Annotated in this window: 19 protein-coding genes, 1 tRNA gene and 1 riboswitch; of the genes, 9 read left to right on the top strand and 11 right to left on the bottom strand. The window is 64.3% G+C overall.

The window, feature by feature from the left end; genetic code table 11:
- Nucleotides 1-24 precede the first annotated feature (24 nt).
- Together KQI12_RS10985 and rlmB are read right to left on the bottom strand one after the other, a co-directional pair.
- Nucleotides 25-2,448 carry a hypothetical protein gene (locus KQI12_RS10985; protein WP_216573339.1) on the bottom strand — a complete coding sequence of 808 codons (2,424 nt, stop codon included), beginning with the start codon at nucleotides 2,446-2,448 and terminating at the stop codon, nucleotides 25-27.
- 69 nt (nucleotides 2,449-2,517) lie between these two features.
- Nucleotides 2,518-3,303 carry a 23S rRNA (guanosine(2251)-2'-O)-methyltransferase RlmB gene (rlmB, locus tag KQI12_RS10980; RefSeq protein WP_216573337.1) on the bottom strand — a complete coding sequence of 262 codons (786 nt, stop codon included), beginning with the start codon at nucleotides 3,301-3,303 and terminating at the stop codon, nucleotides 2,518-2,520.
- Between the two features lie 310 nt (nucleotides 3,304-3,613).
- Here rlmB and ftsH point away from each other — a divergent pair, with 310 nt between their 5' ends.
- On the top strand, nucleotides 3,614-5,749 hold the full coding sequence (gene ftsH / locus KQI12_RS10975) for an ATP-dependent zinc metalloprotease FtsH (protein ID WP_216573507.1): 2,136 nt from the start codon (nucleotides 3,614-3,616) through the stop codon (nucleotides 5,747-5,749).
- Nucleotides 5,750-5,831: 82 nt separating this feature from the next.
- Here ftsH and KQI12_RS10970 read toward each other — a convergent pair whose 3' ends face one another.
- Nucleotides 5,832-6,440: a type II secretion system protein gene (locus KQI12_RS10970; protein ID WP_216573335.1), complete on the bottom strand. Its 609-nt coding sequence runs from the start codon at nucleotides 6,438-6,440 to the stop codon at nucleotides 5,832-5,834.
- A 257-nt stretch (nucleotides 6,441-6,697) separates the two neighbouring features.
- Between KQI12_RS10970 and KQI12_RS10965 the strand changes: the two genes are divergently transcribed.
- On the top strand, nucleotides 6,698-7,912 hold the full coding sequence (locus tag KQI12_RS10965) for an NADP-dependent isocitrate dehydrogenase (RefSeq protein WP_216573334.1): 1,215 nt from the start codon (nucleotides 6,698-6,700) through the stop codon (nucleotides 7,910-7,912).
- An 86-nt stretch (nucleotides 7,913-7,998) separates the two neighbouring features.
- Here KQI12_RS10965 and KQI12_RS10960 read toward each other — a convergent pair whose 3' ends face one another.
- Nucleotides 7,999-9,180: a DEAD/DEAH box helicase gene (locus KQI12_RS10960; protein WP_216573505.1), complete on the bottom strand. Its 1,182-nt coding sequence runs from the start codon at nucleotides 9,178-9,180 to the stop codon at nucleotides 7,999-8,001.
- Between the two features lie 266 nt (nucleotides 9,181-9,446).
- Complete coding sequence (locus KQI12_RS10955; protein WP_216573332.1) at nucleotides 9,447-10,640, bottom strand: S-layer homology domain-containing protein; 1,194 nt, start codon at nucleotides 10,638-10,640, stop codon at nucleotides 9,447-9,449.
- Nucleotides 10,641-10,706: 66 nt separating this feature from the next.
- Between KQI12_RS10955 and KQI12_RS10950 the strand changes: the two genes are divergently transcribed.
- The 7 genes from KQI12_RS10950 to KQI12_RS10920 all read left to right on the top strand — a co-directional run bounded on the left by KQI12_RS10950 (nucleotide 10,707) and on the right by KQI12_RS10920 (nucleotide 19,020).
- The gene (locus KQI12_RS10950) at nucleotides 10,707-10,979 is read left to right on the top strand and encodes a hypothetical protein (protein ID WP_216573330.1); all 273 of its coding nucleotides are present in this window, start codon (nucleotides 10,707-10,709) and stop codon (nucleotides 10,977-10,979) included.
- Nucleotides 10,980-11,941: 962 nt separating this feature from the next.
- Nucleotides 11,942-12,907 (top strand): RluA family pseudouridine synthase, encoded by a 966-nt coding sequence (locus KQI12_RS10945; protein ID WP_371818027.1) that lies wholly within the window; start codon nucleotides 11,942-11,944, stop codon nucleotides 12,905-12,907.
- A 36-nt stretch (nucleotides 12,908-12,943) separates the two neighbouring features.
- Nucleotides 12,944-13,041: riboswitch (Fluoride riboswitch) on the top strand.
- Between the two features lie 58 nt (nucleotides 13,042-13,099).
- Entirely contained in the window at nucleotides 13,100-14,305 is a 1,206-nt protein-coding gene (locus tag KQI12_RS10940; protein WP_216573328.1) for a sodium:proton antiporter, read from the top strand.
- Between the two features lie 92 nt (nucleotides 14,306-14,397).
- On the top strand, nucleotides 14,398-15,645 hold the full coding sequence (locus KQI12_RS10935; RefSeq protein ID WP_216573326.1) for a pitrilysin family protein: 1,248 nt from the start codon (nucleotides 14,398-14,400) through the stop codon (nucleotides 15,643-15,645).
- Between the two features lie 179 nt (nucleotides 15,646-15,824).
- On the top strand, nucleotides 15,825-17,036 hold the full coding sequence (locus tag KQI12_RS10930; protein ID WP_216573324.1) for an amidohydrolase family protein: 1,212 nt from the start codon (nucleotides 15,825-15,827) through the stop codon (nucleotides 17,034-17,036).
- Nucleotides 17,037-17,179: 143 nt separating this feature from the next.
- Complete coding sequence (locus KQI12_RS10925) at nucleotides 17,180-17,620, top strand: MarR family winged helix-turn-helix transcriptional regulator (RefSeq protein WP_216573322.1); 441 nt, start codon at nucleotides 17,180-17,182, stop codon at nucleotides 17,618-17,620.
- Nucleotides 17,621-17,637: 17 nt separating this feature from the next.
- Nucleotides 17,638-19,020: an MATE family efflux transporter gene (locus KQI12_RS10920; protein WP_216573320.1), complete on the top strand. Its 1,383-nt coding sequence runs from the start codon at nucleotides 17,638-17,640 to the stop codon at nucleotides 19,018-19,020.
- Between the two features lie 182 nt (nucleotides 19,021-19,202).
- Here the strand turns inward: KQI12_RS10920 and KQI12_RS10915 are convergent.
- The 6 genes from KQI12_RS10915 to KQI12_RS10890 all read right to left on the bottom strand — a co-directional run bounded on the left by KQI12_RS10915 (nucleotide 19,203) and on the right by KQI12_RS10890 (nucleotide 26,443).
- A tRNA-Gly gene (locus KQI12_RS10915) sits at nucleotides 19,203-19,278 on the bottom strand.
- Nucleotides 19,279-19,341: 63 nt separating this feature from the next.
- On the bottom strand, nucleotides 19,342-20,412 hold the full coding sequence (locus KQI12_RS10910) for a hypothetical protein (RefSeq protein ID WP_216573318.1): 1,071 nt from the start codon (nucleotides 20,410-20,412) through the stop codon (nucleotides 19,342-19,344).
- A gap of 26 nt (nucleotides 20,413-20,438) precedes the next feature.
- Complete coding sequence (locus KQI12_RS10905; RefSeq protein WP_216573316.1) at nucleotides 20,439-21,029, bottom strand: lactate utilization protein; 591 nt, start codon at nucleotides 21,027-21,029, stop codon at nucleotides 20,439-20,441.
- A 38-nt stretch (nucleotides 21,030-21,067) separates the two neighbouring features.
- Nucleotides 21,068-21,937, bottom strand: a complete 870-nt coding sequence (locus tag KQI12_RS10900; protein ID WP_216573314.1) for a YitT family protein — start codon at nucleotides 21,935-21,937, stop codon at nucleotides 21,068-21,070.
- Between the two features lie 72 nt (nucleotides 21,938-22,009).
- The gene (locus tag KQI12_RS10895; RefSeq protein ID WP_216573312.1) at nucleotides 22,010-24,253 is read right to left on the bottom strand and encodes a DNA topoisomerase (ATP-hydrolyzing) subunit A; all 2,244 of its coding nucleotides are present in this window, start codon (nucleotides 24,251-24,253) and stop codon (nucleotides 22,010-22,012) included.
- Nucleotides 24,254-24,442: 189 nt separating this feature from the next.
- The gene (locus KQI12_RS10890) at nucleotides 24,443-26,443 is read right to left on the bottom strand and encodes a type IIA DNA topoisomerase subunit B (protein WP_216573310.1); all 2,001 of its coding nucleotides are present in this window, start codon (nucleotides 26,441-26,443) and stop codon (nucleotides 24,443-24,445) included.
- Between the last annotated feature and the right edge of the window lie 153 nt (nucleotides 26,444-26,596).

Raw genomic sequence — 26,596 nt, 5'->3', positions numbered from 1 at the left:
CGCGAGGATGTAAAGGAGATATCGTCAATACTGCGTCACCCAGTGGGAGATCAGCACCGTGGGCACCAGCCACATGGCCAGGAACACCAGCAGGGCGAAGGGGGACAGGGCCAGATAGGCCCCCATGAACGTGAGATAGAAGGCCAGCAGGACCCCGACGCAGGACCCCAGGCAGGTCAGCCCCGCGGAGAGCCGGACCGCCTTGCGCAGACGCCTGGCCCCCACGGCGGCCTCGGTGAAGGGCCCCACGCCCTCCCGGCAGAGGACGGCGGTGAGCACTTCGCTGTGGGCCTGCTGGGGGGAGGAGAGCTCCACCCGGCGCGCCACCGGCGGGAACTCCATCTTGTCCGCCGGGAGCTTGAAGCGCTGGCGGAGCATCTCGGGGATGATGCTGAAGTCCCGGGTGGCCAGCACGGGGACGATGTGGCTGCGGATCAGAGCGTGGAGGGAGGGCTCCACCGTGCCGTGGAGGGTGTATTTCAGGGCGAAGATCCCCGCCAGCTCCCCGTCGATGGCGCAAAAGACCGCGTTCTTCACGTGGAGGCCCTGGGGGAGCGGGACCTCCATCAGGTGCATGAAGGCCGCCGAGCCCACCAGCACCGACTGGTCCCGGATCTCGGCGGACACGCCGCCGCCCTCATAGCAGGTGAAGTCCCGGGTCCGGCGGTAGACGGCCCCCTGCGTGCGGAGCAGGTCGTGGAAGATCTTGTCCAGGCCGCACCCGGAGTCCCGGATCATGGTGGCGGTGACGCCCACCACCTTTTCCACCGGGAAGTCCCCGAAGATCTTGATGCCGTTCAGGCCCACGGTCCCCGGGGGGAAGAGGTCCTGATCGGTCAGCAGGATCCCGGCGGAGCCGCCGGTGCCGCAGACGCCGTCCCATCCGGCCAGAGCCGCTCCGCTCTTGGCCAGCCGCAGGGACAGCTCCCGCCAGGGGATGCCGTAGCACAGGCCGGAGGAGAGGGAGGCCCCCGCCGTCAGCGTGGCGGACAGGGCCCAGATCAGGTCCTGAGGCCGCCCCCGTCCGATGGAGGACAGGATGGCGAAGAGCACCGCGGCGATCAGGATCAGGGGGGCCATGATGTGGTAGATCCGCTGGGCCCCGTCCGGGGCCTGGATCTGGCGTCCGAAGCCGATCGGCTCCCCGGACCACTTGGCGAAGGTGTCCTTGGCGTTCCACTTGTGCTCGTCCAGAGTGACGAGGTAGGGCTCCGAGGCCGAGGCCGCCGTGCGGCAGGCCACCCGCAGGCCACGGCGCTTCCACAGCTCGCCCCACAGGCCGAGAGCCAGGGAGAGGACCGCCGCCGCGCAGTAGGGCTGGCGGACCGGCTCCTCCGGCGACAGGGCCAGGAGCAGGGCGTCCGCCAGCACGGCGAAGCAGGACAGCGCGGCCACGCTGTCCAGCTCCGGCCGCAGGAAGAGCAGGTGCTTGAGCCCCCGGCCGATCCCGTCGATGCCGATCAGCATGGCCGCGCCCAGCAGGCCGGCCTGGGCGAAGCGCAGGAGCGGCTCCTGTCCCGCCAGCGGCGCGGGCAGACCGATGCCCAGATAGGATACGCCCGCCAGCCAGACCAGCGGCGCGGAGAGCAGGAACAGCAGGAACACCCGGAGCTTCATGCCGCCCAGACCCTTGCTGTACCGCTGGAACAGCTCCTTTGGAGGCAGGTCCGGGGCGGGCGGGGGCATCCGGCGGGGCCTGCGGGGACGGGGGGGCTCCTCGTCCTCCGGTTCCTCCACATCCACGCCGGGGATGTAGCGCTCGGCCCGGCGGACCTCCGGAGCGTCTCCGGCGTCCTCCTCCTGGAACATCTGATCGGCGTAGGCGTCGGCCTTCTTCTTCAGACGGCGGATCTGTCCGCCGAGGCCCTTGTCCCTGGGGTCCTCCCCGGGGAAGTAGACCAGCTTTTCCGGCGGCTCCGGTCCGGGGGCGGGCGCTTCGTCCGGCACGTTTAGAGCCTTGGACGGCCTTGGCTTGGAGGGCTTGGGGGCCGGGGCCTCCTGCGCCTCATCGCCTGCCGGCGCCTCGGGCGGCGGGGGGTCCGACTCCCCCGGAGGGATCGGCGGCTGTTCCGCCGTCTCCTCCGAAGCGGCTTTCCGGTCCCGGGGATGGAAGAAGGAGAAGAGGCGGCGTCTGCGGTGCGGGGCGGGGACCGCTGCCCCGGAAGGCTCCGGCTCCGACTGGGACGCGTCCGGGACGTCCTCCGGAACGGCGTCCGTGTCCTCCTCCCTTATAGAAGTGATGGGGGTCGTATCCGTGTCAGCGGCGGCGGTCTCCGGGGCCGGCGTCCCGTCCGGCTCCTCCGCTTGGGGGGGAGCAGGGAAGGGGACCACCCGGCCCTTGTCCCGGGGCTTGCTGGAATACTCAGCCAGGATGTCCTCCAGAGAGAACTCCAGCTCCGGGTCCTGGGATTTGGACCGCTCGCTGCGGTCGTCATGATCCTTCGACATAGGCTTCTCCTGTCAAAAGCCGGAGCCGTTCGGCTCCGGCTCAGTCATTCGTTCAAACATAGCGGGGGCTCATCCCATGCGCTGGCGGACCGCCTCATAGAGCAGGATGGCGGCGGCGGCGCTGGCGTTCAAAGAGTTGAGCTTGCCCTTCATGGGGATGCGGACCTTGAAGTCGCAGGTCTCGGCCACCAGACGGCCCATGCCCTCGCCCTCACTGCCGATGACGATGGCGGCGGGCCCCTTCAGGTCAGCCTCATAGATGGTCCGGTCCCCGTCGGCGGCGGTGCCGAAGATCCAGACGCCCTCGTCCTTCAGCTCCTTGAGCAGAGCGGGCAGGTTGGGCACCCGGGCCACGGGCACATGGCTGACGGCTCCGGCGGAGGTCTTGGCCACGATGGCGGTGAGGCCGGCGGAGCGGCGCTTGGGGATGATCACGCCGTGGGCGCCGGCGCACTCGGCGGTGCGGATCACGGCCCCCAGGTTGTGTGGATCGGAGAGCTCGTCGCACACCACGATGAGCGGGGGCTCGCCCTTCTCCCGGGCGGCGTTGAGGATGTCCTCCACGCTGGCGTACTCCCGCACGGCGGCCAGGGCGATCACCCCCTGATGGGAGTGGGTGCGGCTCATGTTGTCAAGCTTGCGGCGGTCAGCTTCCACCACCACCACGCCCTTGCCCCGGGCGGTGGAGGCGATGTGGCCCAGAGCGGCGTCGGTCTCGCCCTTGGCGATGTAGATCTTGTCGATGGCGGTGCCAGCCCGCAGGGCCTCGATCACGGCGTTGCGGCCCTCGATGATGCCGTCGGCTCCGGCCTCCCGGTCGGCGTCCCGGCGGGGAAAGTTCTTCTCGTCTCTCATATCGGTATTCTCCTGCTTTCGTGATGGCGGTCCATTCGCTGGAAGCCATGGATGGCGTCATATGCATGATAGGATAGTATACCACATTTGGAGGGCGGGAAAAAGGGGGACTTCCATCGGGAGGCAAATGGTCCTGTCACAGAAAGTTTACACCTTTTCCGGCCCCGCTTCCTTGTATTCAAAGGTGCTTTGTGTTATAAATAAGGATAACCGCCTTTCGCGGGCGGGATCTATCTTGAACAGCGAGGAGGGCGAGCGTTTGAAGCCCGATAAGCAGCGCAACAACAGTCCCAACAACAAGCGCAACCTGATGGGGATCGTCTCGGTCCTGTTGTGGGCCCTGGTGATCACTATTTTGGTGAATTATTTCCTCTCCATGTCGGATCAGGCCAATTCGGACCTGATCCAGTACAGCGACTTCATCCGTCTGGTGGAGGAGGACAAGGTCTACGCGGTGGACATGGACTCCAACAAGTACACCATCTATCTGAAGGAGGATGTGGCCGCCGTGGGCATCGACCCGGACACGGTGCCGGAGCTGCCCACTTCCACCACACCGGCCACCGGTTCCACCGCCGCGGCCAGCCAGATGATGGATATGCTCACCGGTCCGGACGACAGCGCCGCCGGCCAGTCGGTCAGCGCCAAGCTGGCCCGGGCCCACAGCTATTACTGCGCTCCGATCCTCAACGACTTGAGCCGGGTGGTCCCCCTGATGGAGGAGCACGGCGTGATCCAGTACGGTACGGAGTACCAGCAGGAGCTCTCGCCCATCGTCACCTTCCTGGTGCAGTGGGTGCTGCCCATGGTGGTGTCCGTGGGCCTGTTCATGCTGGTCTTCCGGGGCATGGCCGGGAAGATGGGCGGCGGCCTGGGCGGCGTGGGCAAGTCCAACGCCAAGGTCTATGTGGAAAAAAAGACCGGCGTGACCTTCAAGGACGTGGCCGGTCAGGATGAGGCCAAGGAGTCTCTGGTAGAGATCATCGACTTCCTCCACAACCCCCAGAAATACACCGAGATCGGCGCGAAGCTCCCCAAGGGCGCTCTGCTGGTGGGCCCTCCGGGCACCGGCAAGACCCTGCTGGCCAAGGCCGTGGCCGGAGAGGCCAACGTGCCCTTCTTCTCCATCAGCGGCTCGGACTTCGTGGAGATGTTCGTGGGCGTGGGCGCCAGCCGGGTCCGGGACCTCTTCAAGGAGGCCAACAAGATGGCCCCCTGCATCGTGTTCATCGACGAGATCGACACCATCGGCAAGTCCCGGGACAACCGCATGGGCGGCAATGACGAGCGGGAGCAGACCCTGAACCAGCTCTTGGCGGAGATGGACGGCTTCGATCCCACCAAGGGCGTGATCCTGCTGGCCGCCACCAACCGGCCGGAGGTGCTGGACCAGGCTCTCCTGCGGCCCGGCCGCTTCGACCGCCGGATCACCGTGGACCGGCCCAATCTGGCCGGCCGTCTGGCCACCCTCCAGGTCCATACCCGCCGGATCCGTCTGGCGGACGACGTGGACCTGAACAAGATCGCGCTGGCCACTGCCGGCGCGGTGGGCGCGGACCTGGCCAACCTGGTGAACGAGGCCGCGCTCCGGGCGGTGCGCATGGGCCGGAAGGCTGTGGACCAGAACGACCTCTTGGCCGCCTTCGAGCAGGTGATCGCCGGCGCGGAGAAGAAGAACTCCGTCCTCTCCGAGTTCGAGAAGAAGCTGGTGGCCTATCACGAGGTGGGCCACGCCATGGTGTCCTTCAAGCAGAAGAACACCACCCCTGTGCAGAAGATCACCATCGTGCCCCACACTCAGGGGGCTCTGGGCTATACCCTCCATCTGCCGGAGGAGGACAAGAACCTCCAGACCCGGGACGAGCTCATGGCGGAGATCGCCACCCTCATGGGCGGCCGCGCCGCCGAGGAGGTGGTGCTGGACACGATGACCAACGGCGCCGCTCAGGACATCCAGCAGGCCACCAGTCTGGCCCGGAACATGGTGGCTCTCTACGGCATGAGCGACAAGTTCGGCATGATGGCTCTGGCCTCCCGCCGGAACCAGTATCTGGACGGCGGCTATGGCATCGACTGCGCTCAGGAGACGGCCGCCGACATCGACAAGGACGTCATGTCCATCCTCCGCAAGTCCTATGAGAAGGCCGTGGGCATCATCCGGGACAACCGGGCGGACATGGACAAGGTGGTGGAGTATCTGCTGAAGAAGGAGACCATCACCGGCGAGGAGATGATGGCGATCCTGGAGGGCCGGGACCCCGCCACGGCCGACAACTACGGCGCCCGCCCCGAGAAGGACACCACCGTGGAGCCCCCTGCCCGCAGCATCCACATGACCAGCGAGCCGGTGCGCCCGCCCCAGCCTCAGGACAGCGGGGACGGCTCCGCCGCCCCGGCAGAGCCGGAAGCGCCTCAGGATCCTCAGGATCCTCCCAGAGGCGAATGACGAAGAAACAGACAAGGAGCCGCTCCGATCTCGGAGCGGCTCCTGTCCTGTTTTTTGGGAGCGCGGTCATGGGGCGGCGGGCTTACAGGAACCGGCCGTTGCGGACACAGGTGGGAGCCTGACCGTCGAACATCGTCACCATGAGATCGCCTCGGCCGAAGGTGAGCGCGACGACTTTGCCGTTCCGGTCGTAGAAGATCTGGATCGCCACAGACTCTTTGGGATAGAGCTGGAAGAATCGACCGATCGTGGAGCCGCTGCTGGGGATCCACGCCCCCTCGAACCGGTAGCGCGCGGTGGCGTAGTCCTCACTGTCCAGATAGCGCAGGACCTGCTGGCCGATCCGCTTGCTGGCGTTGAGACCCGTGGTGTGATGGTTTTTCTGCTCGTCCTGTAGGGTGGCGTTCGTGATCCGGCCCAGACCGGAGACCTTGCGGCCGTTTATCATACAGGAATGTCGGCAGTTTTCCGCATCGAACCCGTCGTCGTTCAGCGCGTAGCATTCCGAAGCGGCGGCCTGTGCGGCGGTCCAGACCCCGCGGGCCTCCGTGATCAGGGTCTTTTCCTTTGCCTTGTCGATATATCCGGTCAGAGCAGGGACGATCGATGCCGCGAGTATCGCAAGGATAACGAGTACGACGATCAGCTCCACCAGCGTGAAGCCGCGCCTGTCGGTCCGTGTTCTTCTCATGAGCCTCTCAGCTCCTCTCTTGTATGATATATGGGGGAAGCAGGACCTTCTTTCTGAAATGATAGGACTTTTATGCGGGGCCGTCAAGTAGGAAGGGCCCCATATCCAGACGGGAAGGGGCGCGGAGACCGGGATGCCCGGGCACTTTCCCACAGCATCGCCCAAAAGAACGGCGTTGCAAAATGGGGCGGGGGCTGGTATGATAGATGGGAATATCAAAAAGGGACCTGCCCTTTTTCGGAGGTGCTTTTACTACTATGGCAAAGATCCAGATGAAGACTCCCCTGGTGGAGATGGACGGCGACGAGATGACCCGTATCCTGTGGAAGGACATCAAGGACATCCTCCTCACCCCCTATATCGACCTCAAGACCGAGTATTACGACCTGGGCCTCCCCGAGCGGGACAAGACCGGCGACCGGGTCACGGTGGAGGCCGCCGAGGCCACCAAGAAGTACGGTGTGGCCGTGAAGTGCGCCACCATCACCCCCAATGCCCAGCGCATGGACGAGTACAAGCTCCACGAGATGTGGAAGTCCCCCAACGGCACCATCCGGGCCATCCTGGACGGCACCGTGTTCCGCGCGCCCATCATGGTCAAGGGCATCTCCCCCGTGGTGAAGAACTGGGAGAAGCCCATCACCATCGCCCGCCACGCCTACGGCGACGTGTACCGCTCCACCGAGTTCCGCATCCCCGGCCCCGGCAAGGCCGAGCTCCTCTTCCGTGGGGAGGACGGCCAGGAGCTGCGCCAGACCATCTATGACTTCGAGTGCCCCGGCGTGCTCCAGGGCCAGTACAACAAGGACACCTCCATCCGGTCCTTCGCCCGCTCCTGCTTCCAGTACGCCGTGGACACGAAGCAGGACCTGTGGTTCTCCACCAAGGACACGATCTCCAAGAAGTACGACCACACCTTCAAGGACATCTTCCAGGAGACCTATGAGAAGGAGTATCGAGATCAGTTCGAGGCCCTGGGGCTCACCTACTTCTACACCCTGATCGACGACGCGGTGGCCCGGGTCATCCGGTCCAAGGGCGGCTACATCTGGGCCTGCAAGAACTACGACGGCGACGTGATGAGCGACATGGTCTCCACCGCCTTCGGCTCTCTGGCCATGATGACCTCCGTGCTGGTCTCCCCGGACGGCAAGTATGAGTATGAGGCCGCCCATGGCACCGTCACCCGCCACTACTACAAGTATTTGAAGGGTGAGAGCACCTCCACCAACCCGGTGGCCACCCTCTTCGCCTGGACCGGCGCCCTCCGCAAGCGGGGCGAGCTGGACGGTCTGGAGGACCTCCAGCACTTCGCCGATCAGCTGGAGGCCGCCACTGTGGCCACCATCGAGGGCGGTACCATGACCAAGGACCTGGCCGGCCTGTGGGAGGGCAGCGCCCCCGCCAACGCCGTGGACAGCGCCGCCTTCCTGAGCGCCATCAAGGCCGAGCTGGACCGGCGTCTGGCCTGACCGGACCACTCATATCACAGACAGCAAAGCGCCGCCGCGGATCGCAGATCCGTGGCGGCGCGTTCGTTTTTTGGGATGGACCGGTCTTACTTCTCCTCTACCGGCAGGAGACAGCCGTCCTTGTCGTACTGGAGGCGCTGGACCTCGGCCTTGGTGTTCTTCACGATGGAATCCATGCGGATGCCCTCGGTGATGTTGGCCACGAAGGTGTAGGCCACGCCGTGGCGCTTGGCCCGGCCGGTGCGGCCGATCCGGTGGGTGTAGTTCTCCATCTCGTCGGGCACGTCGTAGTTGAACACGGCGTCCACGTCGTCGATGTCCAGGCCTCGGGCGGCCACGTCGGTGGCCACCAGCACCCGGAGCTGGCCCGCCTTGAACTTCTCCAGCGTCTTTTCCCGGACCTTCTGCTGGATGTCGCCGTGGATGGCCTCGCAGGAGATGCCCCGCATCTTCAGCAGGCCGGCCAGCCGGTCGGTCATGTTCTTGGTGTTGCAGAAGGCGATGGCCCGCTCATAGCCGCCGTGGGTCAGCAGGGCCACGATGGTGTCCAGCTTTTTCTCCCGGCTGTCCAGATCGATCCGGTACTGCTGGATGTCGGGCTTGGAGTCCTCCACCGGCCGGACGGTGATCTCCACTGGGTCCCGCTGGTACACCCAGGAGATGTCCATGACCTCCCGGGAGATGGTGGCGGAGAACATGCCCAAGTTCTTCCGGTGCTTGATCTGGTCCAGGATGCGGGTCACGTCCTTGATGAAGCCCATGTCCAGCATCCGGTCGGCCTCGTCCAGCACCACGGTCTCCACCTTGTCCAGCCGGACGGTGCGGCGCTTCATGTGGTCCATCAGGCGGCCGGGGGTGGCCACCACGATCTGGGGACGCTTCTTCAGGGCGGTGATCTGCTTCTCGATGGGCGCGCCGCCATACAGGCAGACGGTGCGGACGCCCTCCTTGAACTCGCACAGATCCCGGAGCTCGTCCTGGATCTGGAGGGCCAGCTCCCGGGTGGGAGCCAGGATCAGGCCCTGGACATCGGTGGACGCCGGGTCGGCGTGCTCCACCATGGGGATGCCGAAGGCGAAGGTCTTGCCGGTGCCGGTGGGGGCCTTGGCGATCACGTCCTTCCACTCCATGAAATAGGGGATCGCGCCCGCCTGGACGGGGGTGGCCTGGACATAGCCCTTCTTGTCGATGGCCCGCATGACCGGGGCCGAGAGGCCCAGGTCGGCATACTTGGAGACGCGCTCCACCTGCTCACCGTTGATCTCGATCATATCGTTCGTTCCTTTCTCTCGTGTGCCAGATCCAAGGTCCCCATCCATCTGAACGACACGATATCCGTTCGGGAACGCCGCTTGACCCCGGCGCGACCTTCGATCTCAAGGGGGGAGTTTTCCCCCCTTCGGCTCAAAATCAGCTTATTGTATCATAGATAGACGGGAGATGCAAATCGAGAGTTTCGCCCAAGGAGACGTTCCATTTGGGCGAAAAAGGGGGACGGCCCCGTGATGAGGCCGTCCCCCGGCTGATATTTTGTTCACTTGCCCATGAGGCGGTAGAGGAACATCACCATCTGGGCCCGGGTACAGGGCAGGTCCGGCCCGAAGGCGGTGGCGGAGATCCCGCTGGTGATGCCGTTCTGGGCGGCCCACAGGACCGCGTCGTGGAAGTAGTCCCCGGCGCTCACGTCGGTGAAGGCGGAGGAGCCGGACACGGCGGGGCTCTTCTGGCTCCGGTACAGGAAGGCCGCCATCTGGGCCCGGGTACAGGGCAGGTCCGGGCTAAACGTCTCCTTGGAGGTACCGCTGGCGATCCCGTTCTCCGCCGCCCAGCGGACGGCGTCGGCGCAGTAGGAGCCCTCCGCCACGTCGGTGAAGGTCAGGGCACCGGTGGGCGCGGGAGAGCCCGCCGCCCGCCACAGGAACGTGACGATCTGGCCCCGGACACAGGGCAGGTCCGGCCCGAAGGTGGTGGCGGAGGTGCCGCTGGTGATGCCCTCGTCCACGGCCCAGCGGACCGCCTCACGGTAGTAGGCGTCCGCCTTTACGTCGGTGAAGGGGAACGCCTGATCCGGACCGGGAGCGGGCGTGACGGTCTCCGGGACGAAGGACACGCTGGTCTTGACGGCGGAGCCGGGCATGAGGAAGGTGTACTTGCCGTCGCCCGCATCGGTGAGCGTCAGCGCATTGCCCTTGTAGTCGGTGACGGACAGGGAGCCCAGCACATAGCCGGGGTCCGGTGTGACCGTGATCGTCACCCTGCTGCCCTTCTCCGCGTTCCGGGGCGTGACCTGGATGGAGCCGTTGGCCACGGAGCTCCCGCCGGGGACCGTGACGGGGTAGCTGGGATCGTCGTCATCGTCGTCGTCATCACGGACGGTAGGCGTGGGGGTGGGGGCGTTGACCGTCACCGTGCAGGAGGCCGTCTTGCCGCCGTCCGTGGTGGTGACGGTGATGGTGGCCGTACCGGCGGCCACGGCGGTGACGGTGCCGTCATCGGAGACCGTGGCGACCGGCTCGTTGTCGCTGGACCAGGTGACGGACTTGTCGGTGGCGTTGTCAGGGGAGACAGTGGCCGTCAGCTTGCCGGTGGCGCCGACCGTCAGGGTGAGGGCGGACTTGTCGAGGGCGATGGAGGTGACATGGCGCGGGATGATCGGAGTGCGGCCCTCTTGATACAGATAATCGCCGCCGCCTGTTTTGAGTTCGTTATAGAACGCTTCGGTCGTCATGTACTCGGGCGTTTTGGCGGCACCGGCCGTGACACCTTCCCCCATACCTTTCACACGACCTGAGATATGTTCAGTTTCGGTAAAATAGTTATTTTCAAAAGCGGGAGTACCGTTGCCGACCTGTCCAGCGATACCACCAAGGCGGCTATAGGAAACAGCGGGTGGAGTGATGGTGGCAGTATACTGACTCAAATCGATCAAACCGGAGAAATAGCAGTTTTTGACTGCAACACCATCATAGATATAACCAACGATGCCGCCAATATCGGTAATACCCTTTCCGAGCGGAGTCAATTTGCCGGTATTATAACAGTTGTTGATGGTAGAGTTCGCACTTAACGATCCGACGATGCCGCCGCCATAAGTAGCCGCAAGAGTCATATCACCCGTATTGGAGCAATATTGTACCACCGAATTCATGCAGTAACCCACGATGCCTCCTGCATACATACTGCTCATTTGGTCATTGTTTACCATTGTGTTTATAAGAGTGCCCCTGCTGTGACAGTATTCGATGGTAGTATCTTTGGCATAGCCAATCATCCCATAGAATCCATTTGTAAAATAGCCATTGTTATTGGAGGAAACTTCTGAAACACAGTCAGAGATTTGGCAGGAATCTGCATATCCTGCAATTGCACCAAAACAAGTTTGCCCACTCACAGTGGCATTAGCGATGCCAGTTATGGTCAGACCAGACACTTCGGCCCCATAGATTTCACTAAAGAAGCCGACGGATGCACCCTCTTCTTTTCCATAGCAACTGGAAAAGTCGAGCTTGATGGTATGGCCATTCCCCAGAAACTTGCCGCCGAAATATTGACTGACGTTGCCTTTTGGATCAACTGCGGCATTTCCGATAGGCTTCCAGTCGATTCCAGACAGATCCAGATCCGACTCAAGAGAGACGATGGTATCTGGATCTTCGTATTCACCGCGATCGACCGCCGCCGCAAATTCGTTCAGATCATCAACGGACGCGATGACAGTCTTACTGCCGGTCCCCTCCTCCGCCAGCGCCGCCATGGGCAGCAGGGTCAGGCACAGGGCCAGGGCTGTGAGTATGCTGAGCAGTCGTTTCTTCATACAAGTCCCTCCTATGACAGAATGGTAGTTGCGTCCCATTTCACGGTGAAATGGGACGAGGAAGCGCTTCCTCGTCATTCCTGCCCTAATGATACACCTTTTTGGGGGCGGTGTAAATACAGCGAAAGGACCGTCCCCGCGGTCCCGCCTCCGCCTTGCAATTTCCATCATCCCGTGATATCATCGTACCACTATGATAGAAAGAGGTCCCGAACGTGAGAGAACAGAAGAAACCAGCCCCTCAGGTGTGGAACGTGGAGGCGGATGACGTGCTCCTGCCCTTCCTGCTGGCCCATGTGAAGGGGAAGTCCCGCAACAACATCAAATCCATGCTCTCCGGCGGGCAGTTCCGGGTGAACGGCCGCGTGTTCACCCGCTTCGACCATGCCCTGGCCCCCGGCGATCAGGTGAGCCTGGCCCCCAAGCAGGTGGTGGAGGCCCCTGAGCTGCCCTTCCCCGTGCTCTATGAGGACCGGGACATCATCGTGATCGACAAGCCCGCCGGCCTGCTGACCATCGCCAATGAGAAGGAGAAGTACCGCACCGCCTACCATATCCTCACCGACTATATGCGGGAGAAGGTCCGGGACGGTCGGGTGTTCATCGTCCACCGGCTGGACCGGGACACCTCCGGCGTGGTGCTCTTCGCCAAGAACGAGGAGACTAAGCGGGCGTTCCAGGAGGACTGGGACGGCCGGGTCCGCCGCCGGGGCTACCGGGCGCTGGTGGAGGGAGTCCCCGAGGAGCCCGAGGGCACCATCCGCTCCTGGCTCCGGGAGACCCGGACCCATCTGGTGTACTCCGGCCCCAAGGGCCGGGACGCCAAGGAGGCCGTGACCCGCTACAAGACGATCTGCGCCGGGGGCGGCTACGCTCTGCTGGACATCGACCTGGAGACCGGCCGCAAGAACCAGATCCGGGTGCACCTGGCCGACCTGGGCCATCCCATCGCCGGGGACCGGCAGTACGGGGCCCGGACCCGGCCTCTGGGCCGCCTGTGCCTCCACGCCAACGAGCTGGTGCTGGTGGACCCCCGCTCCGGGGAGGAGCGGACCTTCGCCGCCAAGGAGCCCGCCGCCTTCCGCCGCCTCTGCCGGGAGCAGAAGCCCCGGGAGGACCGGGACGGCCGGAAGGGGAAGAAGGGAGATCGGGGGAACGGATCGGGGCGAGATCCCTCTTGACAGCCGGCCCCGCCGGTGGTATCCTGCAAGAGACAAAACGGATAGGGGAATGAGGTGCTCCCCCGCCCGCGGACGCGCTCCGGGGCGGAACCGTTCTTCTGAGGATGAGAAGAGCTGATGACTTCTGTGATCGAGCGTCACAGGGGGCATCAGCTCTTTTTTCGTCCCTATCCGAGAGGAGGAGTTTTTTCTATGATAGCATCGCTCGCGTTCATCTTGCTGGCGGGACTGGCCGCCGCGGCTTTGTGCCGCGGGATCGGCCTGCCCCGGATCATCGGGATGCTCTTCGTGGGCATCCTGCTGGGGCCCTGCGCCCTGGACCTGCTGGATCCCGCGATCCTGTCCGTGTCCGCCGATCTGCGGAAGATCGCCCTGATCGTGATCCTGCTGAAGGCCGGCCTGTCGCTGGACCTGTCCGACCTGAAAAAAGTGGGCCGTCCGGCGGTGCTGATGGCCTTCGTCCCCGCCAGCTGCGAGATGCTGGCCTTCTTCCTGCTGGCGCCCTCGCTCCTGGGGGTCAGCCGGATCGAGGGCGCCGTCATGGGGGCGGTGCTGGGAGCGGTCTCCCCGGCGGTGGTGGTCCCCCGGATGGTCCAGCTCATCGAGGAGCGCCGGGGCACCGGAAAGGGCATCCCCCAGCTCATCCTGGCGGGGGCCTCCTGCGACGACATCTATGTGATCGTGCTCTTCACCGCCTTCGTGGGCATGGCTCAGGGGGGCGCGGTCCACCTGACGGACCTGCTGGACGTGCCGGTGTCCATCCTGCTTGGCATCGCCGTGGGCGCGGGGACGGGCCTCCTGCTGAGCCGGGCCTTCGAGCGGGCCTATGCCCGGGACCGGATGGTCCGCAACAGCATGAAGATGATCGTGGTGCTGGGCGTGTCCTTCCTGCTGGTGTCGCTGGAGGAGTGGCTCGAGAGCACGGTGCCGCTGTCCGGACTGCTGGCGGTGGTCAGCATGGCCTGCGTGCTGAAGCGGGAGAGCCCGGCCCCGGTGTCCCGGCGGCTGTCGGAGAAATTCGGCAAGCTGTGGCTGGCGGCGGAGGTGGTCCTCTTCGTGCTGGTGGGCGCGGCAGTGGACATTCGTTACACGCTGGAGGCGGGCCTCCCGGCGGCGGCCATGATCGGGCTGGCCCTGTGCTTCCGGGCGGCGGGGGTGTGCCTCTGCCTGCTGGGGACGGAGCTGGACCGGAAGGAGCGGCTCTTCTGCGTGATTGCCTATCTGCCCAAGGCCACGGTGCAGGCGGCGATCGGGTCGGTGCCCCTGTCCTTGGGCCTGCCCTGCGGGCAGATCGTGCTGTCGGTGGCGGTGCTGGCCATCCTGATCACCGCGCCGCTGGGGGCCGTCGGCATGGACCGGACCAGCGGGCGTCTGCTGGCCCGGGAGGACGCCCCATGAGCTCCCGCCTCGACAGGGTCCCTCCGATGGTGCTATAATAGGGCAGAAAACGACAGCGCCCGCCGGAGCCGCCGGCGGGGGAAGGGGACTTTATGGATCAGAAGATCGTTCTGCCCAACGGGGTGCGGATCTGCACCGAGGCCGTGCCGGGGGTGCGCTCGGCGGCGCTGGGCATCTGGGTGGGCACCGGCTCCCGCCATGAGAAGGCGGCGGAGAACGGCGCGGCCCATTTCATCGAGCATATGGTGTTCAAGGGCACCGGACGGCGCTCCGCCGCCGCGCTGGCGGAGGAGATGGACGCCATCGGCGGCCAGGTCAACGCGTTCACCACCAAGGAGTGTACCTGTTTCCACGCCCGGTCGCTGGATCGGCATCTCCCCCGGGCGGCGGACCTGCTGTGTGATATGTTCTTCGACTCCCGGTTCGCCGAGGAGGACGTGGAGACCGAGCGGGGCGTCATCCTGGAGGAGATCGGGATGTACGAGGACAACCCGGAGGACCTGAGCTCCGAGCGGCTGGCCCTGGCGGTCTATCGGGGCACGGCGCTGGCCCGGCCCATCCTGGGGAAGAAAGCCACGCTGGACCGGATGACCGGCGCTTGGCTCAAGGAGTACCAGCGGGCCCATTATGGCCCGGACCGGATCGTGGTGAGCCTGGCGGGCAGCTTCCGGCAGGCGGACATCGACGCCCTGACCGCCCGCTTCTCCGCTCTGGAGCTGGGGAAGCCCCAGGCGGAGAAGAAGGCCTCCTACCGCCCCGCCTTCACCCTGAAAAAGAAGGCCATCGAGCAGGACCATCTGACGCTGGCCTTCCCGGGCCTCCCCTATGGGGACGAGCGGCGGTTCGCCGCCCAGCTCCTGTCCGCCGTGCTGGGCGGAGGGATGTCCTCCCGCCTGTGGCAGGAGGTCCGGGAGAAGCGGGGGCTGTGCTACTCCGTCTACTCCTATGCCGCCGGACACGCGGAGACCGGCCTCTTCGGCATCTACACCGCCCTGAGCCGGGAACAGGAGGAGCAGGCCCTGACCACCATCCGGGCGGTGGTTGAGGACGTGGCCGCCCACGGGATCACGCAGGAGGAGCTGGACCGGGCCCGGGAGCAGGCCGAGGCCAACATCCTCATGGGGCTGGAGTCCACCCAGGCCCGCATGAGCGCCATGGGCCGGGGCGAGGTGCTGGAGCGCCGGGTCCTGAGTCCGGACGAGATCATCGCGGGCTATGAGGCGGTGAGCCGGGAGGACGTGCGGACGCTGGCGGAGGAGCTGTTCCAGCCGGAGGGACTGTCCCTCTCTGCCGTGGGCCGGGTCAAGACCGAGGAGGAGTACCGGCGGATCCTCTGCTGAACCCCGGATGAGTCGAGAGCGTCCGGCCGCTCTTTTGTGCGCATCCCCCTTGATTTCCGCCGCTCATATGGTATACTTAGTGTATTCGACGAAAACAAGCGGGATGTAAACGATGCCAACTGGCGAAATCGCTGGAAGAATGGGCGCCGCATCCCGGAACGAAAGGAAACGTGACTGTCATGGAGAACTGTGATCTGCTGATCCGCAAGGCGGACCTCTTCGATGTGGGGGATGGTCTGGATGTGGCCGTCAAGGACGGGCGCATCGCCCAGATCGGCCGGGACCTGCCGTTCCACGGGGAGACCGAGCTGGACGGGGCGGGGAAGCTGCTGATCCCCGGCTTCGTGGAGTCTCACACCCATCTGGACAAGGCCCTCACCGCCGTGGATGAGGACACCCCGAACCTGGAGGAGGCCTTCGGCATCTTCGAGCGCTATCTGGCCAAGATCCCGGAGGGCGGTATAGTGGAGGACATCAAGGCTCGCTCCCGCAAGGTCCTGGACTGGGAGGTCGCCGCCGGGAGCTGTGCCGTCAAGACCCATGTGCTGGTCTGCCCCCAGTGGGGCATGGCCTCCCATCAGGCCCTGAAGGAGCTGAAGGAGGAGTACCGGGGCAAGCTGGAGCTCCGGGGCATCCTCCAGTGGGACGAGGCCTATGACAAGGAATTCCGGGCCGCCGCCCGGGCGGGGGAGATCGACTTCATCGCCGGCTATCCCCTCTTCACCCCGGACCCCATGGCGGACATCGACAAGGTGTTCTCTCTGGCCGATGAGTACGGCCTGCCGCTGGACCTGCACATCGACGAGCGGGACGCGGCCAACATCGACTGCTTCCTGCGGGTGATCGAAAAGACCAAAGAGCACCACATGGCAGGCCGGGTCACCTGCGGCCATGTGACGGCCCTCTGCGCCGTAGATGACGAGCTGGCCCACCGGGCGGTCATGGAGTGCGCCGAGGCGGGGATCCACATCATCACCCTGCCCTCCTGCAATATGTACCTGATGGGCCGGAAGGACCACCAGCCCATCCGCCGGGGCGTCACCCGGGTGGACGAGTTCCTGAAGGCCGGCGTCAACGTGTCCGCCTCTTCGGACAACATCCGGGATCCCTACCGCCCCTTCGGCAACGGCGACCTGTTGGAGGAGGCCCTCTTCACCGCCCAGGTGCTCCAATACGGCACCCGGGATCAGCTGGCAGAGGTCATGCGGATGGTCACCTCCCGCCCGGCGAAGAACATGCTGCTGGAGGGCTACGGTCTGGCGGAGGGCTGTAAAGCGGATCTGGTCCTGCTGGACGCCCCCAGCGCCAAGGAGGCCATCATCAGCCAGCCCCGGAAGCGCACCGTCCTCCACGGCGGCAAGATCGTGGCCAGAGACGGCGTGCTGATGTGACTCAGGTGGATCTTACGTCCCATCGGGGGCGGGCCTTGTGCCCGCCCCTTTTCCCACGGCGTTCCCTATACTCAAAAATTTGCTTGCGCACGCAATGAAATGGTGCTATGATGGTATCACACCAAAGCACAGGGGGAGATCGGATGGAAGGACTGGTCAAATGGCTCTCCATCGGGGACCGGTATACGAAGATGTATCTGGACCGATGCTTGGCGCCGCTGGGACTCAACAGCAGTCAGCATATGTATATCCCGCGGATCTGCGACGAGCCGGGGATCGCGCAGGACCGGCTGGCCCGGCTCTTCCGGCTCCATCCCAGCAATGTGACCCGGTCGCTGGCGGCGCTGGAGAAAGCGGGCTATCTCTACCGGGAGAAGGACCCGGAGGACAAGCGGACCAGCCGGATCTACCCCACGGAGAAGGCCAGGGAGGCCCGCCCTCTGGTGCGTCAGATCGTGGACCGGTGGCAGGATCTGGTGCTGGAGCCCTTCACGCCGGAGGAGCGGGAACAGCTCGTATCCCTCCTGCGGCGGGCGGCGGAGCGCGCCGTGGCCCTGGCCGAAGAACGGGAGATGACGGAATGAGAGGAGAACGGAAGGAAATGGAGCCGGAAAAGAAAGACCCTCTGGGCACGGAACCGTTGCCCAAGCTCCTGCGGAGCTTCGCGGTCCCCAGTGTGATCGCCATGCTGGTCAGTTCCCTGTACAACATCGTGGATCAGGTGTTCATCGGATGGGGCGTGGGCTATCTGGGTAACGCCGCCACCAACGTGGCCTTCCCCCTGACCACGATCTGCCTGTCGATCGCCCTGCTGATCGGCATCGGCAGCTGTTCCCGCTACTCCCTCTTCTTGGGGGCGGGGGAGAAAGAGAAGGCCGCTCAGGTGGTGGGCAACGCCATGTGTCTGATGATCGTGCTGGGCGTGAGCTACGCTGTGCTGATCCAGATCTTCCTGCGGCCGCTCCTGCTGGCCTTCGGCGCCACGCCGGACGTACTGCCCTACGCGGTGGAGTATACCCGGATCACCGCTGTGGGCATGCCCCTGCTGATCGTCACCAACGGCATGAGCGCTCTGGCCCGGGCGGACGGGAGCCCCAAGTACTCTATGACCTGCATGGTGGTGGGCGCCGTCGTCAACACGATCCTGGACCCCATCTTCATCTTCGTGCTCCACAGGGGCGTAGCGGGTGCGGCTCTGGCCACGGTGATCGGCCAGTTCGCCTCCTTCTGCCTGGCTCTGCGGTATGCCGCCCGGTTCAAGCACATCGAGCTGGAGCGGTCTGACTTCCGGATCGAGCTGAGGGAGAGCTTGAAGATCGCCTCCATGGGAATGAGCAACAGCCTCACCCAGGTGGCCATCACGCTGGTGCAGATCGTCCTCAACAACTCCATGACCTACTACGGGGCCATGTCCCCCTATGGCACGGACATCCCTCTGGCGGCCTGCGGCATCGTGCTCAAGACCAACGCGATCCTGCTGGCCTTCATGATCGGCCTGTCCCAGGGGTCCCAGCCCATCCTGGGATTCAACTACGGCGCGAAGCAGTACGCCCGGGTGCGGGGGACCTATAAGCTGGCGATCACCTGCAACATGGTGATCTCGACGATCGGCTTCCTGCTGTTCCAGCTCTGCCCCCGGCAAATCATCGGCCTGTTCGGCACCGGAAACGAGCTCTATTTCGAGTTCGCGGTGAAGTTCATGCGGACCTATCTCTTCATGGTCCTGCTGAACGGCGTCCAGCTGCTGTCCTCCAACTTCTTCGCCGCCATCGGCAAGCCGGTGAAGGGCATGATCCTCTCCCTGACCCGGCAGGTGATCTTCCTGATCCCGCTGATCCTGATCATGCCCCGGATCATGGGCGGCATCGACGGCATCCTCTACGCGGCCCCAGTGGCGGACCTGCTGGCCTTCCTGGTGACGGTGTGCTCCATCTCCCGGGAGATGGCCCAGATCAAGAGCCTGGAGCGGGCGGAGGTAGCGTGAAGCGGCGCGGCGATCCCGACGCCATGTAAAAAGAGACGGGACATCCGGCCGGATGTCCCGTCTCTTTTCGTATCATAGCATCATACGGATGAAGCTGCATAGGAGCTTCCCGCCGCAGAAGCGGCCGAGTCCTTTCGAACATAGAAAAACAGGACATCCGAGACGGACGTCCTGTTTTGGTCTGGAGCAGGTGACGAGGCTCGAACTCGCTACCTCCACCTTGGCAAGGTGGCGCTCTACCAGATGAGCTACACCTGCATGAGACGAATGATATTATAACGTCATATCGCCTCGATGTCAAGCACTATTTCAAGTTTTTTGTCAGATGCAGTTGGGGACGGTGTTTTGGTCCCAGACATAGCCCAAAGCCGTCATGGAAGCGTCGCTCAGGAGGACCGCGTCGCCGGCGGAGGGATCCACATGGGCATAGCGGCCTGGGGCGATGGCGAACACGTTCCAGAAGCGGGACATACCGTCCAGAGTGCCCTGGACCACCTGACTGTCCAGTCCGGCGGTCTGACAGAGGAGCTGGAAGGCCAGAGCCATGCCCTCGCTGTCGGCCTCGCCGCCGATCAGGGCATCATAGGCCGTAGGACCTGTTCCGACGCGGACCTTCTGCCGCAGGAGCCGGACCACGGCCCGGGCGGCGGCGTCCCCTTCCTCCTCCTGGAAGGAAGGCAGGAGCGCTCCCGCCGCCTGGAGGAGCTCCTGGCTCTTGGTCCGCAGTTCCTCCGTGGGCTCGGGATAGGTGAGCAGGATCTCCACGATCCGCTCCTGACCGGCGTCCGCCGGGTAGAGGGTGACGGTGTAGTCCGGCATCCCCAGAGCGGCGGCGGGGGTGTCGTAGTACGTCTGCCGGATCAAGGAGGCGATGTAGGCCTCATCCTCGGCGAAGTAGGCCACCTGGAGCACCGCCTCCGGAGCGAAACGGCCCAGCTTGTCCTGGAGGACCTGCCGGATCGCACCGCTGCCGGTGACGTTCTTGATGCTCTTGATCTGTTCCGGGGTCCGGCGGTAGCCGATGCGGATCCGGGCCTCGTAGTACTCCACCACCCGGGTGGAGTCGTGTTCGATGTAATCCACGGCATAGGCCCCCAGAGGGGCGTCCTTGGCCACCTCCAGACAGGCGTTGTTCAGATCGGCCTCTACGTCCCTCGTGTAGTTGACCAGCCGGATACTGCCGCTCTCGATGCCCTGCTTCACGAAGTAGAGCACATCGTTGACCAGATCCTGATAGGTCTCGGCCCGGAGGGTGTCCGCGTCGTCGGCGGTGACGGGGTGCTCCGGGTGGGGCGTGACCACCTGCCAGCTCCGCTCCAGCATGGCGGAACAGCCGGACAGGCCCAGCAGGCCCGCCAGCGTCAGGGCGGGGATCGTCTGTTTCCACTTCACGGCGGACCGCCTCCTTTCGGATGGGATCAGTAGCCCAGGGGCTCGCCCACCAGGACCACCTCAGCGTATTCGATGGCGGTGGGCTTCCGCCACAGGACGGACAGGGCACGGCAGATCCGCTGGGGACTGTCGCAGTCATAGCACCGGTCCCCCTTGGCGGCGCAGGGGGTCTTGACGCCCAGACGCTGGGCGTTTTTGGGGGCGGCGATGTTCCGGGCCCGCCAGAGGGCCCCCTCGAAATCGGCGGCGATCTTATTGACGCCCACCACCAGATAGAGGGCCTTATGGCCGAACTGGGCGGCGGCCACCCGGTTGCCGGTGCCGTCGATGTTCACGATTTCGCCGGTCTCGGCCAGACCGTTCACCGAGGACAGATAGACCTCGGTGCCCACGGCGTCCTCCAGCGTGCTCCCGGCCCAATGGGAGTGGAAGGTACAGCAGGCGGGGAGCCGCTCCAGCAGGCCCATCTCCTTCAGCGTCATGGAGCCGCCGGCCCCCACGGTGCGGCCGGACAGGGCCTCCTCCAGGTGGGCGGCGGCCTCCTGGGCGGTGGAGAAATACACGGCGTGGAAGCCGCGGTGTTCCAGGTTTTGACAGAGTTTTTCGATGTCAGGCATGGGATATCCTCCTTAGCAGATAGACGGGGGACGACGGGTCACAGGTCGTCCTTCTTGTACTCCCGGAAGCCATCTCCCAACACCTCGTGGGCGTCGCAGACGATGAGGAAGGCCTCCGGGTCGATCTCCTTCACCATGCGGCGCAGGGGCACGATCTGCTTCTGCTTGAAGGCGCAGAGCAGGACCTCCTTGGCGTCTCCGGACCAGTAGCCCTCCGCGTGGAGCAGGGTGACGCCCCGCTCCATCTCCGTGCAGATGGCCTGGGCGATCTCCCGGGGCTTGGCGGAGATGATATAGGCCACCTTGGCGCGGTCCAGACCGTAGAGGACCATGTCCATGACGGCGGTGGAGATATACAGAGAGACTAGGCCGTACAGAGCGCTGGACAGACTGCGGAAGGCCAGGGCCACGGCGGTGATCACACACAGGTCGGCCCCCATCAGGAGCTTCCCCATAGGGAGCCAGGAGAGCTTGAGCTTCAGGAGCCGGGCGAAGAGGTCGGTGCCGCCGGTGGTGGCTCCCTGGAGCAGGATCATGGCCAGAGAGAGGCCCACCAGGATCCCGCCGAAGATGGCGGCCAGCATGGGGTCCATGGGCGGGAAGGGATAGGCCACCGCCAGCAGGTCCACGAACACCGAGGAGATGAACATGGCGTAGAGGGACGACAACAGCAGATGTCCACCCAGCAGACGCCATCCGAAGAAGAACAGGGGCACGTTGAGCACGATGACCACCATGCCGATGGGGGCCCAGGGGAGAGCGGCGTTGACGATCTGGGCCAGACCGGTGATGCCGCCGAAGCCGATGTCATTGGGCGCATAGCACCAGTCGAACCCCAGTGCGTAGATCACGGCTGCCAGCGTGATCCACAGGTAGGCGAAAACGAGTGGTTTGGCTTTGTCCTTCATTGGAGAGGCCTCCCTTCGGGCGGTGAGAAGTGGAGCATGGATGGCTGGGATCGGGACGTCCGGCCCCGGCCGTCACAGCATCGACAACTGCTGCTCGCCCCGGTCCTCGCCCCTGAGGAGGGCGCCGGCGGCGGGGAGGGCCTTGGGACGGTAGCGCTTCTGGTCCACCACGGCGGTCTCCTCCACCGGGAGGAGCCGTTCCACATGGTACTTGGGCTTCAGGGTCATGACGGCCACGCCCTGGGTGGAGCGGGTGCTCTTGGGGGCCAGGAGAGAGGAGTGGAAGATCAGACAGCGGCCCTCGCTGGAGATCATGGCCAGCTCCCGGTCCTCCTGGATTAGCAGGGCGGCGGCCAGGGGGGACTTGTCCGAATAGGCGCCGGTCAGGCGCTTGCGGCGGGTCTGGGTCTTATAAGCGGCCAGTTCCACCCGGGCGACCTTGCCGTTCTGGAAGCAGAAGAGCACGTTGCCGCTGTAATCACTGGTGATGCAGGCCCACACAACGGTCTCCCCCTGCTCCATGGACAGCCGGGTGGGTAGGTACTCGCCCAGCACGCTGGCCTTGGTGTCCGGGAAGTCGGAGAGACGGGACTTGTAGCACTGCTGCTGGTCGGTGAACACCAGCAGCTCGTCCCGGTTCGTACCCTCCCACTGGAGGAAAGGACCGTCGCCCTCTTTGTACTTCTGCTCGCCGCTCATGCGGAGGGACTGGGGGGTGATCTTTTTGAAATAGCCCGCCTGGGACAGGAAGACATGGACGGGATAGTCGGGGATATCCTCTTCCTGGGCGCCGGGGGCCTCGTTGGAGTAGTCGTAGAGGATCTCGGTGCGCCGTTCCACAGCGTACTTCTTCTTCACGGCCTGGAGCTCGGCGATGATGGTCTTTTTGAGGCGGCCCGTGTCGCCCACCAGGTCCTTCAGGTCGGCGATCTCCTCCTCCAGCTGGGCGGTCTCGGAGATGCGCTTGAGGATATACTCCTTATTGATGTTGCGGAGCTTGATGTCGGCCACATACTCCGCCTGGATCTGGTCGATGCCGAACCCGATCATCAGGTTGGGGATGACCTCGGCGTCCTCCTCCGTCTCCCGGATGATCTGGATGGCCCGGTCGATGTCCAGCAGGATCCGCTTCAGACCCTGGAGAAGATGGAGCTTCTCCTCCTTCTTCTTCATGACGAAATAGGTCCGGCGGCGGACGCCGTCCATGCGCCAGGCGGTCCACTCCTCCAGGATCTCGCCCACGCCCATGACCCGGGGCATGCCCTGGATCAGGATGTTGAAGTTGCAGGAATAGGCGTCCTGGAGGGGGGTGGAGCGGAAGAGCCGGGCCATGAGCTTGTCCGGGTCGGCGCCCCGCTTCAGGTCGATGGTGAGCTTGAGACCGTTCAGATCGGTCTCGTCCCGCATATCGGCGATCTCCCGGATCTTGCCGCCCTTCACCAGCTCGGCCACCTTGTCCATGATGGCCTCCACGGTGGTGGAGTAGGGGATCTCATAGATCTCGATCAGGTTCTCCGACTTGAGGTAGCGCCACTTGGCCCGGACCTGGAAGGAGCCGCGGCCGGTCTGGTAGATCTGCCGCAGGGCGGCCTCGTCATAGAGAAGCTGGCCACCGGTGGGGAAGTCGGGGGCCTTCAGGATGGTCAGCAGGTCACAGCCGGGCTTCCGGAGCCAGGCGATGGCGGCGTCGCACACTTCAGTCAGGTTGAAGCCGCACAGGTTGGATGCCATGCCCACAGCGATGCCCTGATTGGCGCTGACCAGCACGTTGGGGAAGGTGGTGGGCAGGAGCGTGGGCTCCTTCAGGGAACCGTCGTAGTTGTCCACAAAGTCCACCGCGTCCTGGTCGATGTCCCGGAAGAACTCGGCGCAGACCGGGTCCAGCCGGACCTCCGTGTAGCGGGGGGCGGCCCAGGCCATGTCCCGGGAGTAGACCTTGCCGAAGTTGCCCTTTGAGTCCACCAGCGGGTGGAGCAGGGCGCCGTAGCCCCGGGAGAGGCGGACCATGGTGTCATAGATGGCGGCGTCGCCGTGGGGGTTGAGCTTCATGGTCTGGCCCACCACGTTGGCGGACTTGGTCCGGGGCCCGCCCAGAAGCTTCATCTGGTACATGGTGTACAGGAGCTTTCGGTGGGAGGGCTTGAAGCCGTCGATCTCCGGGATGGCCCGGGAGACGATGACGCTCATGGCGTAGGGCATATAGTTGAGCTCCAGGGTCTCGGTGATGGGCTGTTCCAGCACCTCGGCCTTGAGTCCCATGATATTGGGGTCATTGACCCGCTTGGCCCCCTCCTGGGGGGACTTTTTCTTTGCCAAATGTATCAGTCCTTTTGAGGAGTTGAAAATGGAGCGTGGAGGATGGAGAGCGGTCCGCTCTGTGGGGCCTTCACGATGGCGGTCAGGAGGCGAAACGATCCTTGGATGTCAGAGCGGATGTGTTCGGATTCGGGCATCAGAAAGGCAGGCGGAGCCGAGCGGCCGGCCTACGGTCCGCGGTCTACGGGTTCAGGAGATGTCCGCCAGCTCCAGATACTTATATCCATTGTCGGCGATATGGGCCTTGCGGCCCTGGAGGTCGTCGCCCAGGAGCAGATCGAACACCTGAGCCGTCCGGGCCACGTCCTCCGGCATGACCTTGATCAGCCGGCGGCTGTCCGGGTTCATGGTGGTGGCCCACATCATCTCCGGATCGTTCTCGCCCAGGCCCTTGGAGCGCTGGATGCTGACCTTCTTGTCCGGACCGATCTCGGCCAGGATGTCGTTCTTCTCCTTGTCGGAGTAGGCGAAACGGGTGCGCTCTTTGCTCTTTTCCTTGTAGTTGATCTCATAGAGGGGGGATTCCGCGATGTAGACATAGCCGCGCTGGATCAGCGTGGGCACCAGCCGGTAGAGCATGGTCAGGATCAGGGTGCGGATCTGGAAGCCGTCCACGTCGGCATCGGTGCAGATCACCACCTTGTTCCAGCGCAGGTTCATCAGGTCGAAGGAGGCCATATCCTTGGCGTGCTTGTCGTGGACCTCCACGCCGCAGCCCAGGACCTTCATCAGGTCCATGATGACCTCGCTCTTGAAGATCCGGGCATAGTCCGCCTTCAGGCAGTTGAGGATCTTGCCCCGGACGGGCATGATGCCCTGGAACTCCGCGTCCCGGGACAGCTTGACCGAGCCCAGAGCCGAGTCGCCCTCCACGATGTAGAGCTCCCGGCGTTCCGTGTCCTTAGTGCGGCAGTCCACGAACTTCTGCACCCGGTTGGAGATGTCCACATTGCCGGAGAGCTTCTTCTTGATGTTGAGCCGGGTCTTTTCAGCGTTCTCCCGGGAGCGCTTGTTGATCAGCACCTGCTCGCCGATCTTCGCCGCGTCGAAGGGAGCCTCGGTGAAGTAGACATTGAGCTGCTCTTTCAGGAAGTCGGTCATGGCCTCCTGCACATATTTGTTGTTGATGGCCTTCTTGGTCTGGTTCTCATAGGAGGTCTGGGTGGAGAAGTTGTTGGACACCAGGATCAGGCAGTCCTCCACGTCGGGCCAGGTGATCTTGCTCTCGCTCTTCACGTATTTGTTCTGGGCGCGGAGCCAGCCGTCGATGGCAGAGACGAAGGCGGACTTCACCGCCTTCTCCGGAGAACCGCCGTGCTCCAGCCAGGAGGAGTTGTGGTAGTGCTCGATGACCTGCACCGTGTTGGAGAAGCAGAAAGCCACGGAGAGCTTGACCTTGTACTCGGGCTTGTCCTCCCGGTCCCGGCCCCGGCGCTCAGTCTGCCAGAACACGGGCTGGGTGAGGGCGTTCTCGCCGGAGAGCTCCTTCACATAGTCCATGATGCCGTTTTCATACCGGAAGTCGGTGGTCTCGAACCGCCCCCCCACCTGATCCCGGAAGCGGAAAGTGATGCCGGCGTTGACCACGGCCTGCCGCTTGAGCACGTCTATATAGTACTCCGCCGGGATGTCGATGTCGGTGAACACCTCCAGATCGGGCTTCCAGTGGAAGAGGGAGCCGGTCTTTTTCCGGTCGGTGGGCTCCTTCTGGAGACCGCCGATGTTCTCGCCCTTCTCGAAGTGGAGGCTGTATTTGAAGCCGTCCCGGTGGATCACCGCGTCGAAATACTCGCTGGCGTACTGGGTGGCGCAGGAGCCCAGGCCGTTCAGGCCCAGAGAGTACTCATAGTTGTCCCCGTCCCCATTGCCGTACTTGCCGCCGGCATAGAGCTCACAGAACACCAGCTCCCAGTTGAATTTCTGCTCCCGCTCGTTCCAGTCCACGGGACAGCCCCGGCCGAAGTCCTCCACCTGGATGGAGTTGTCCGCGAAGCGGGTCACAACGATCAGGTCGCCGTGGCCCTCCCGGGCTTCGTCGATCGCGTTGGACAGGATCTCGAAAACGGCGTGCTCACAGCCGTCCAGGCCGTCGGAGCCGAAGATGACGCCGGGCCGCTTCCGGACCCGGTCCGCGCCCTTCAGGGCGGAGATGGACTCATTGCCATAGTGTTTCGAACTGGTCGTTGCCATGGACTTCTCCTTTTATCTAAACGAAATGCTCGGAATGCTTTTACCCCTTATCTTACCCCCATTTTGCCCGAAGTGTCAACCTTTCGCAGACGCAACGAGGGCCGCCGCACCGGTCTCCCGGCACGGCGGCCCTCCACGGACGCCCTTACCATG

The sequence above is a fragment of the Pseudoflavonifractor sp. MSJ-37 genome, from assembly GCF_018917965.1.
Classification (GTDB): Bacteria; Bacillota; Clostridia; order Oscillospirales; family Oscillospiraceae; genus Pseudoflavonifractor_A.
The sequence above is the reverse complement of the archived record's forward strand: the minus strand, read 5'-3'. Positions and strand labels throughout refer to the sequence as shown.

Excerpts from the sequence above, each read along its gene's own strand:
- KQI12_RS10985 (WP_216573339.1), bottom strand. The coding sequence starts at position 2,448 with ATGTCGAAGGATCATGACGACCGCAGCGAGCGGTCCAAATCCCAGGAC.
- rlmB (WP_216573337.1), bottom strand. The coding sequence starts at position 3,303 with ATGAGAGACGAGAAGAACTTTCCCCGCCGGGACGCCGACCGGGAGGCC.
- ftsH (WP_216573507.1), top strand. The coding sequence starts at position 3,614 with ATGGGGATCGTCTCGGTCCTGTTGTGGGCCCTGGTGATCACTATTTTG.
- KQI12_RS10970 (WP_216573335.1), bottom strand. The coding sequence starts at position 6,440 with ATGAGAAGAACACGGACCGACAGGCGCGGCTTCACGCTGGTGGAGCTG.
- KQI12_RS10965 (WP_216573334.1), top strand. The coding sequence starts at position 6,698 with ATGGCAAAGATCCAGATGAAGACTCCCCTGGTGGAGATGGACGGCGAC.
- KQI12_RS10955 (WP_216573332.1), bottom strand. The coding sequence starts at position 10,640 with ATGACGACCGAAGCGTTCTATAACGAACTCAAAACAGGCGGCGGCGAT.
- KQI12_RS10950 (WP_216573330.1), top strand. The coding sequence starts at position 10,707 with ATGTTCAGTTTCGGTAAAATAGTTATTTTCAAAAGCGGGAGTACCGTT.
- KQI12_RS10940 (WP_216573328.1), top strand. The coding sequence starts at position 13,100 with ATGATAGCATCGCTCGCGTTCATCTTGCTGGCGGGACTGGCCGCCGCG.
- KQI12_RS10935 (WP_216573326.1), top strand. The coding sequence starts at position 14,398 with ATGGATCAGAAGATCGTTCTGCCCAACGGGGTGCGGATCTGCACCGAG.
- KQI12_RS10930 (WP_216573324.1), top strand. The coding sequence starts at position 15,825 with ATGGAGAACTGTGATCTGCTGATCCGCAAGGCGGACCTCTTCGATGTG.
- KQI12_RS10925 (WP_216573322.1), top strand. The coding sequence starts at position 17,180 with ATGGAAGGACTGGTCAAATGGCTCTCCATCGGGGACCGGTATACGAAG.
- KQI12_RS10920 (WP_216573320.1), top strand. The coding sequence starts at position 17,638 with ATGGAGCCGGAAAAGAAAGACCCTCTGGGCACGGAACCGTTGCCCAAG.
- KQI12_RS10905 (WP_216573316.1), bottom strand. The coding sequence starts at position 21,029 with ATGCCTGACATCGAAAAACTCTGTCAAAACCTGGAACACCGCGGCTTC.
- KQI12_RS10900 (WP_216573314.1), bottom strand. The coding sequence starts at position 21,937 with ATGAAGGACAAAGCCAAACCACTCGTTTTCGCCTACCTGTGGATCACG.
- KQI12_RS10890 (WP_216573310.1), bottom strand. The coding sequence starts at position 26,443 with ATGGCAACGACCAGTTCGAAACACTATGGCAATGAGTCCATCTCCGCC.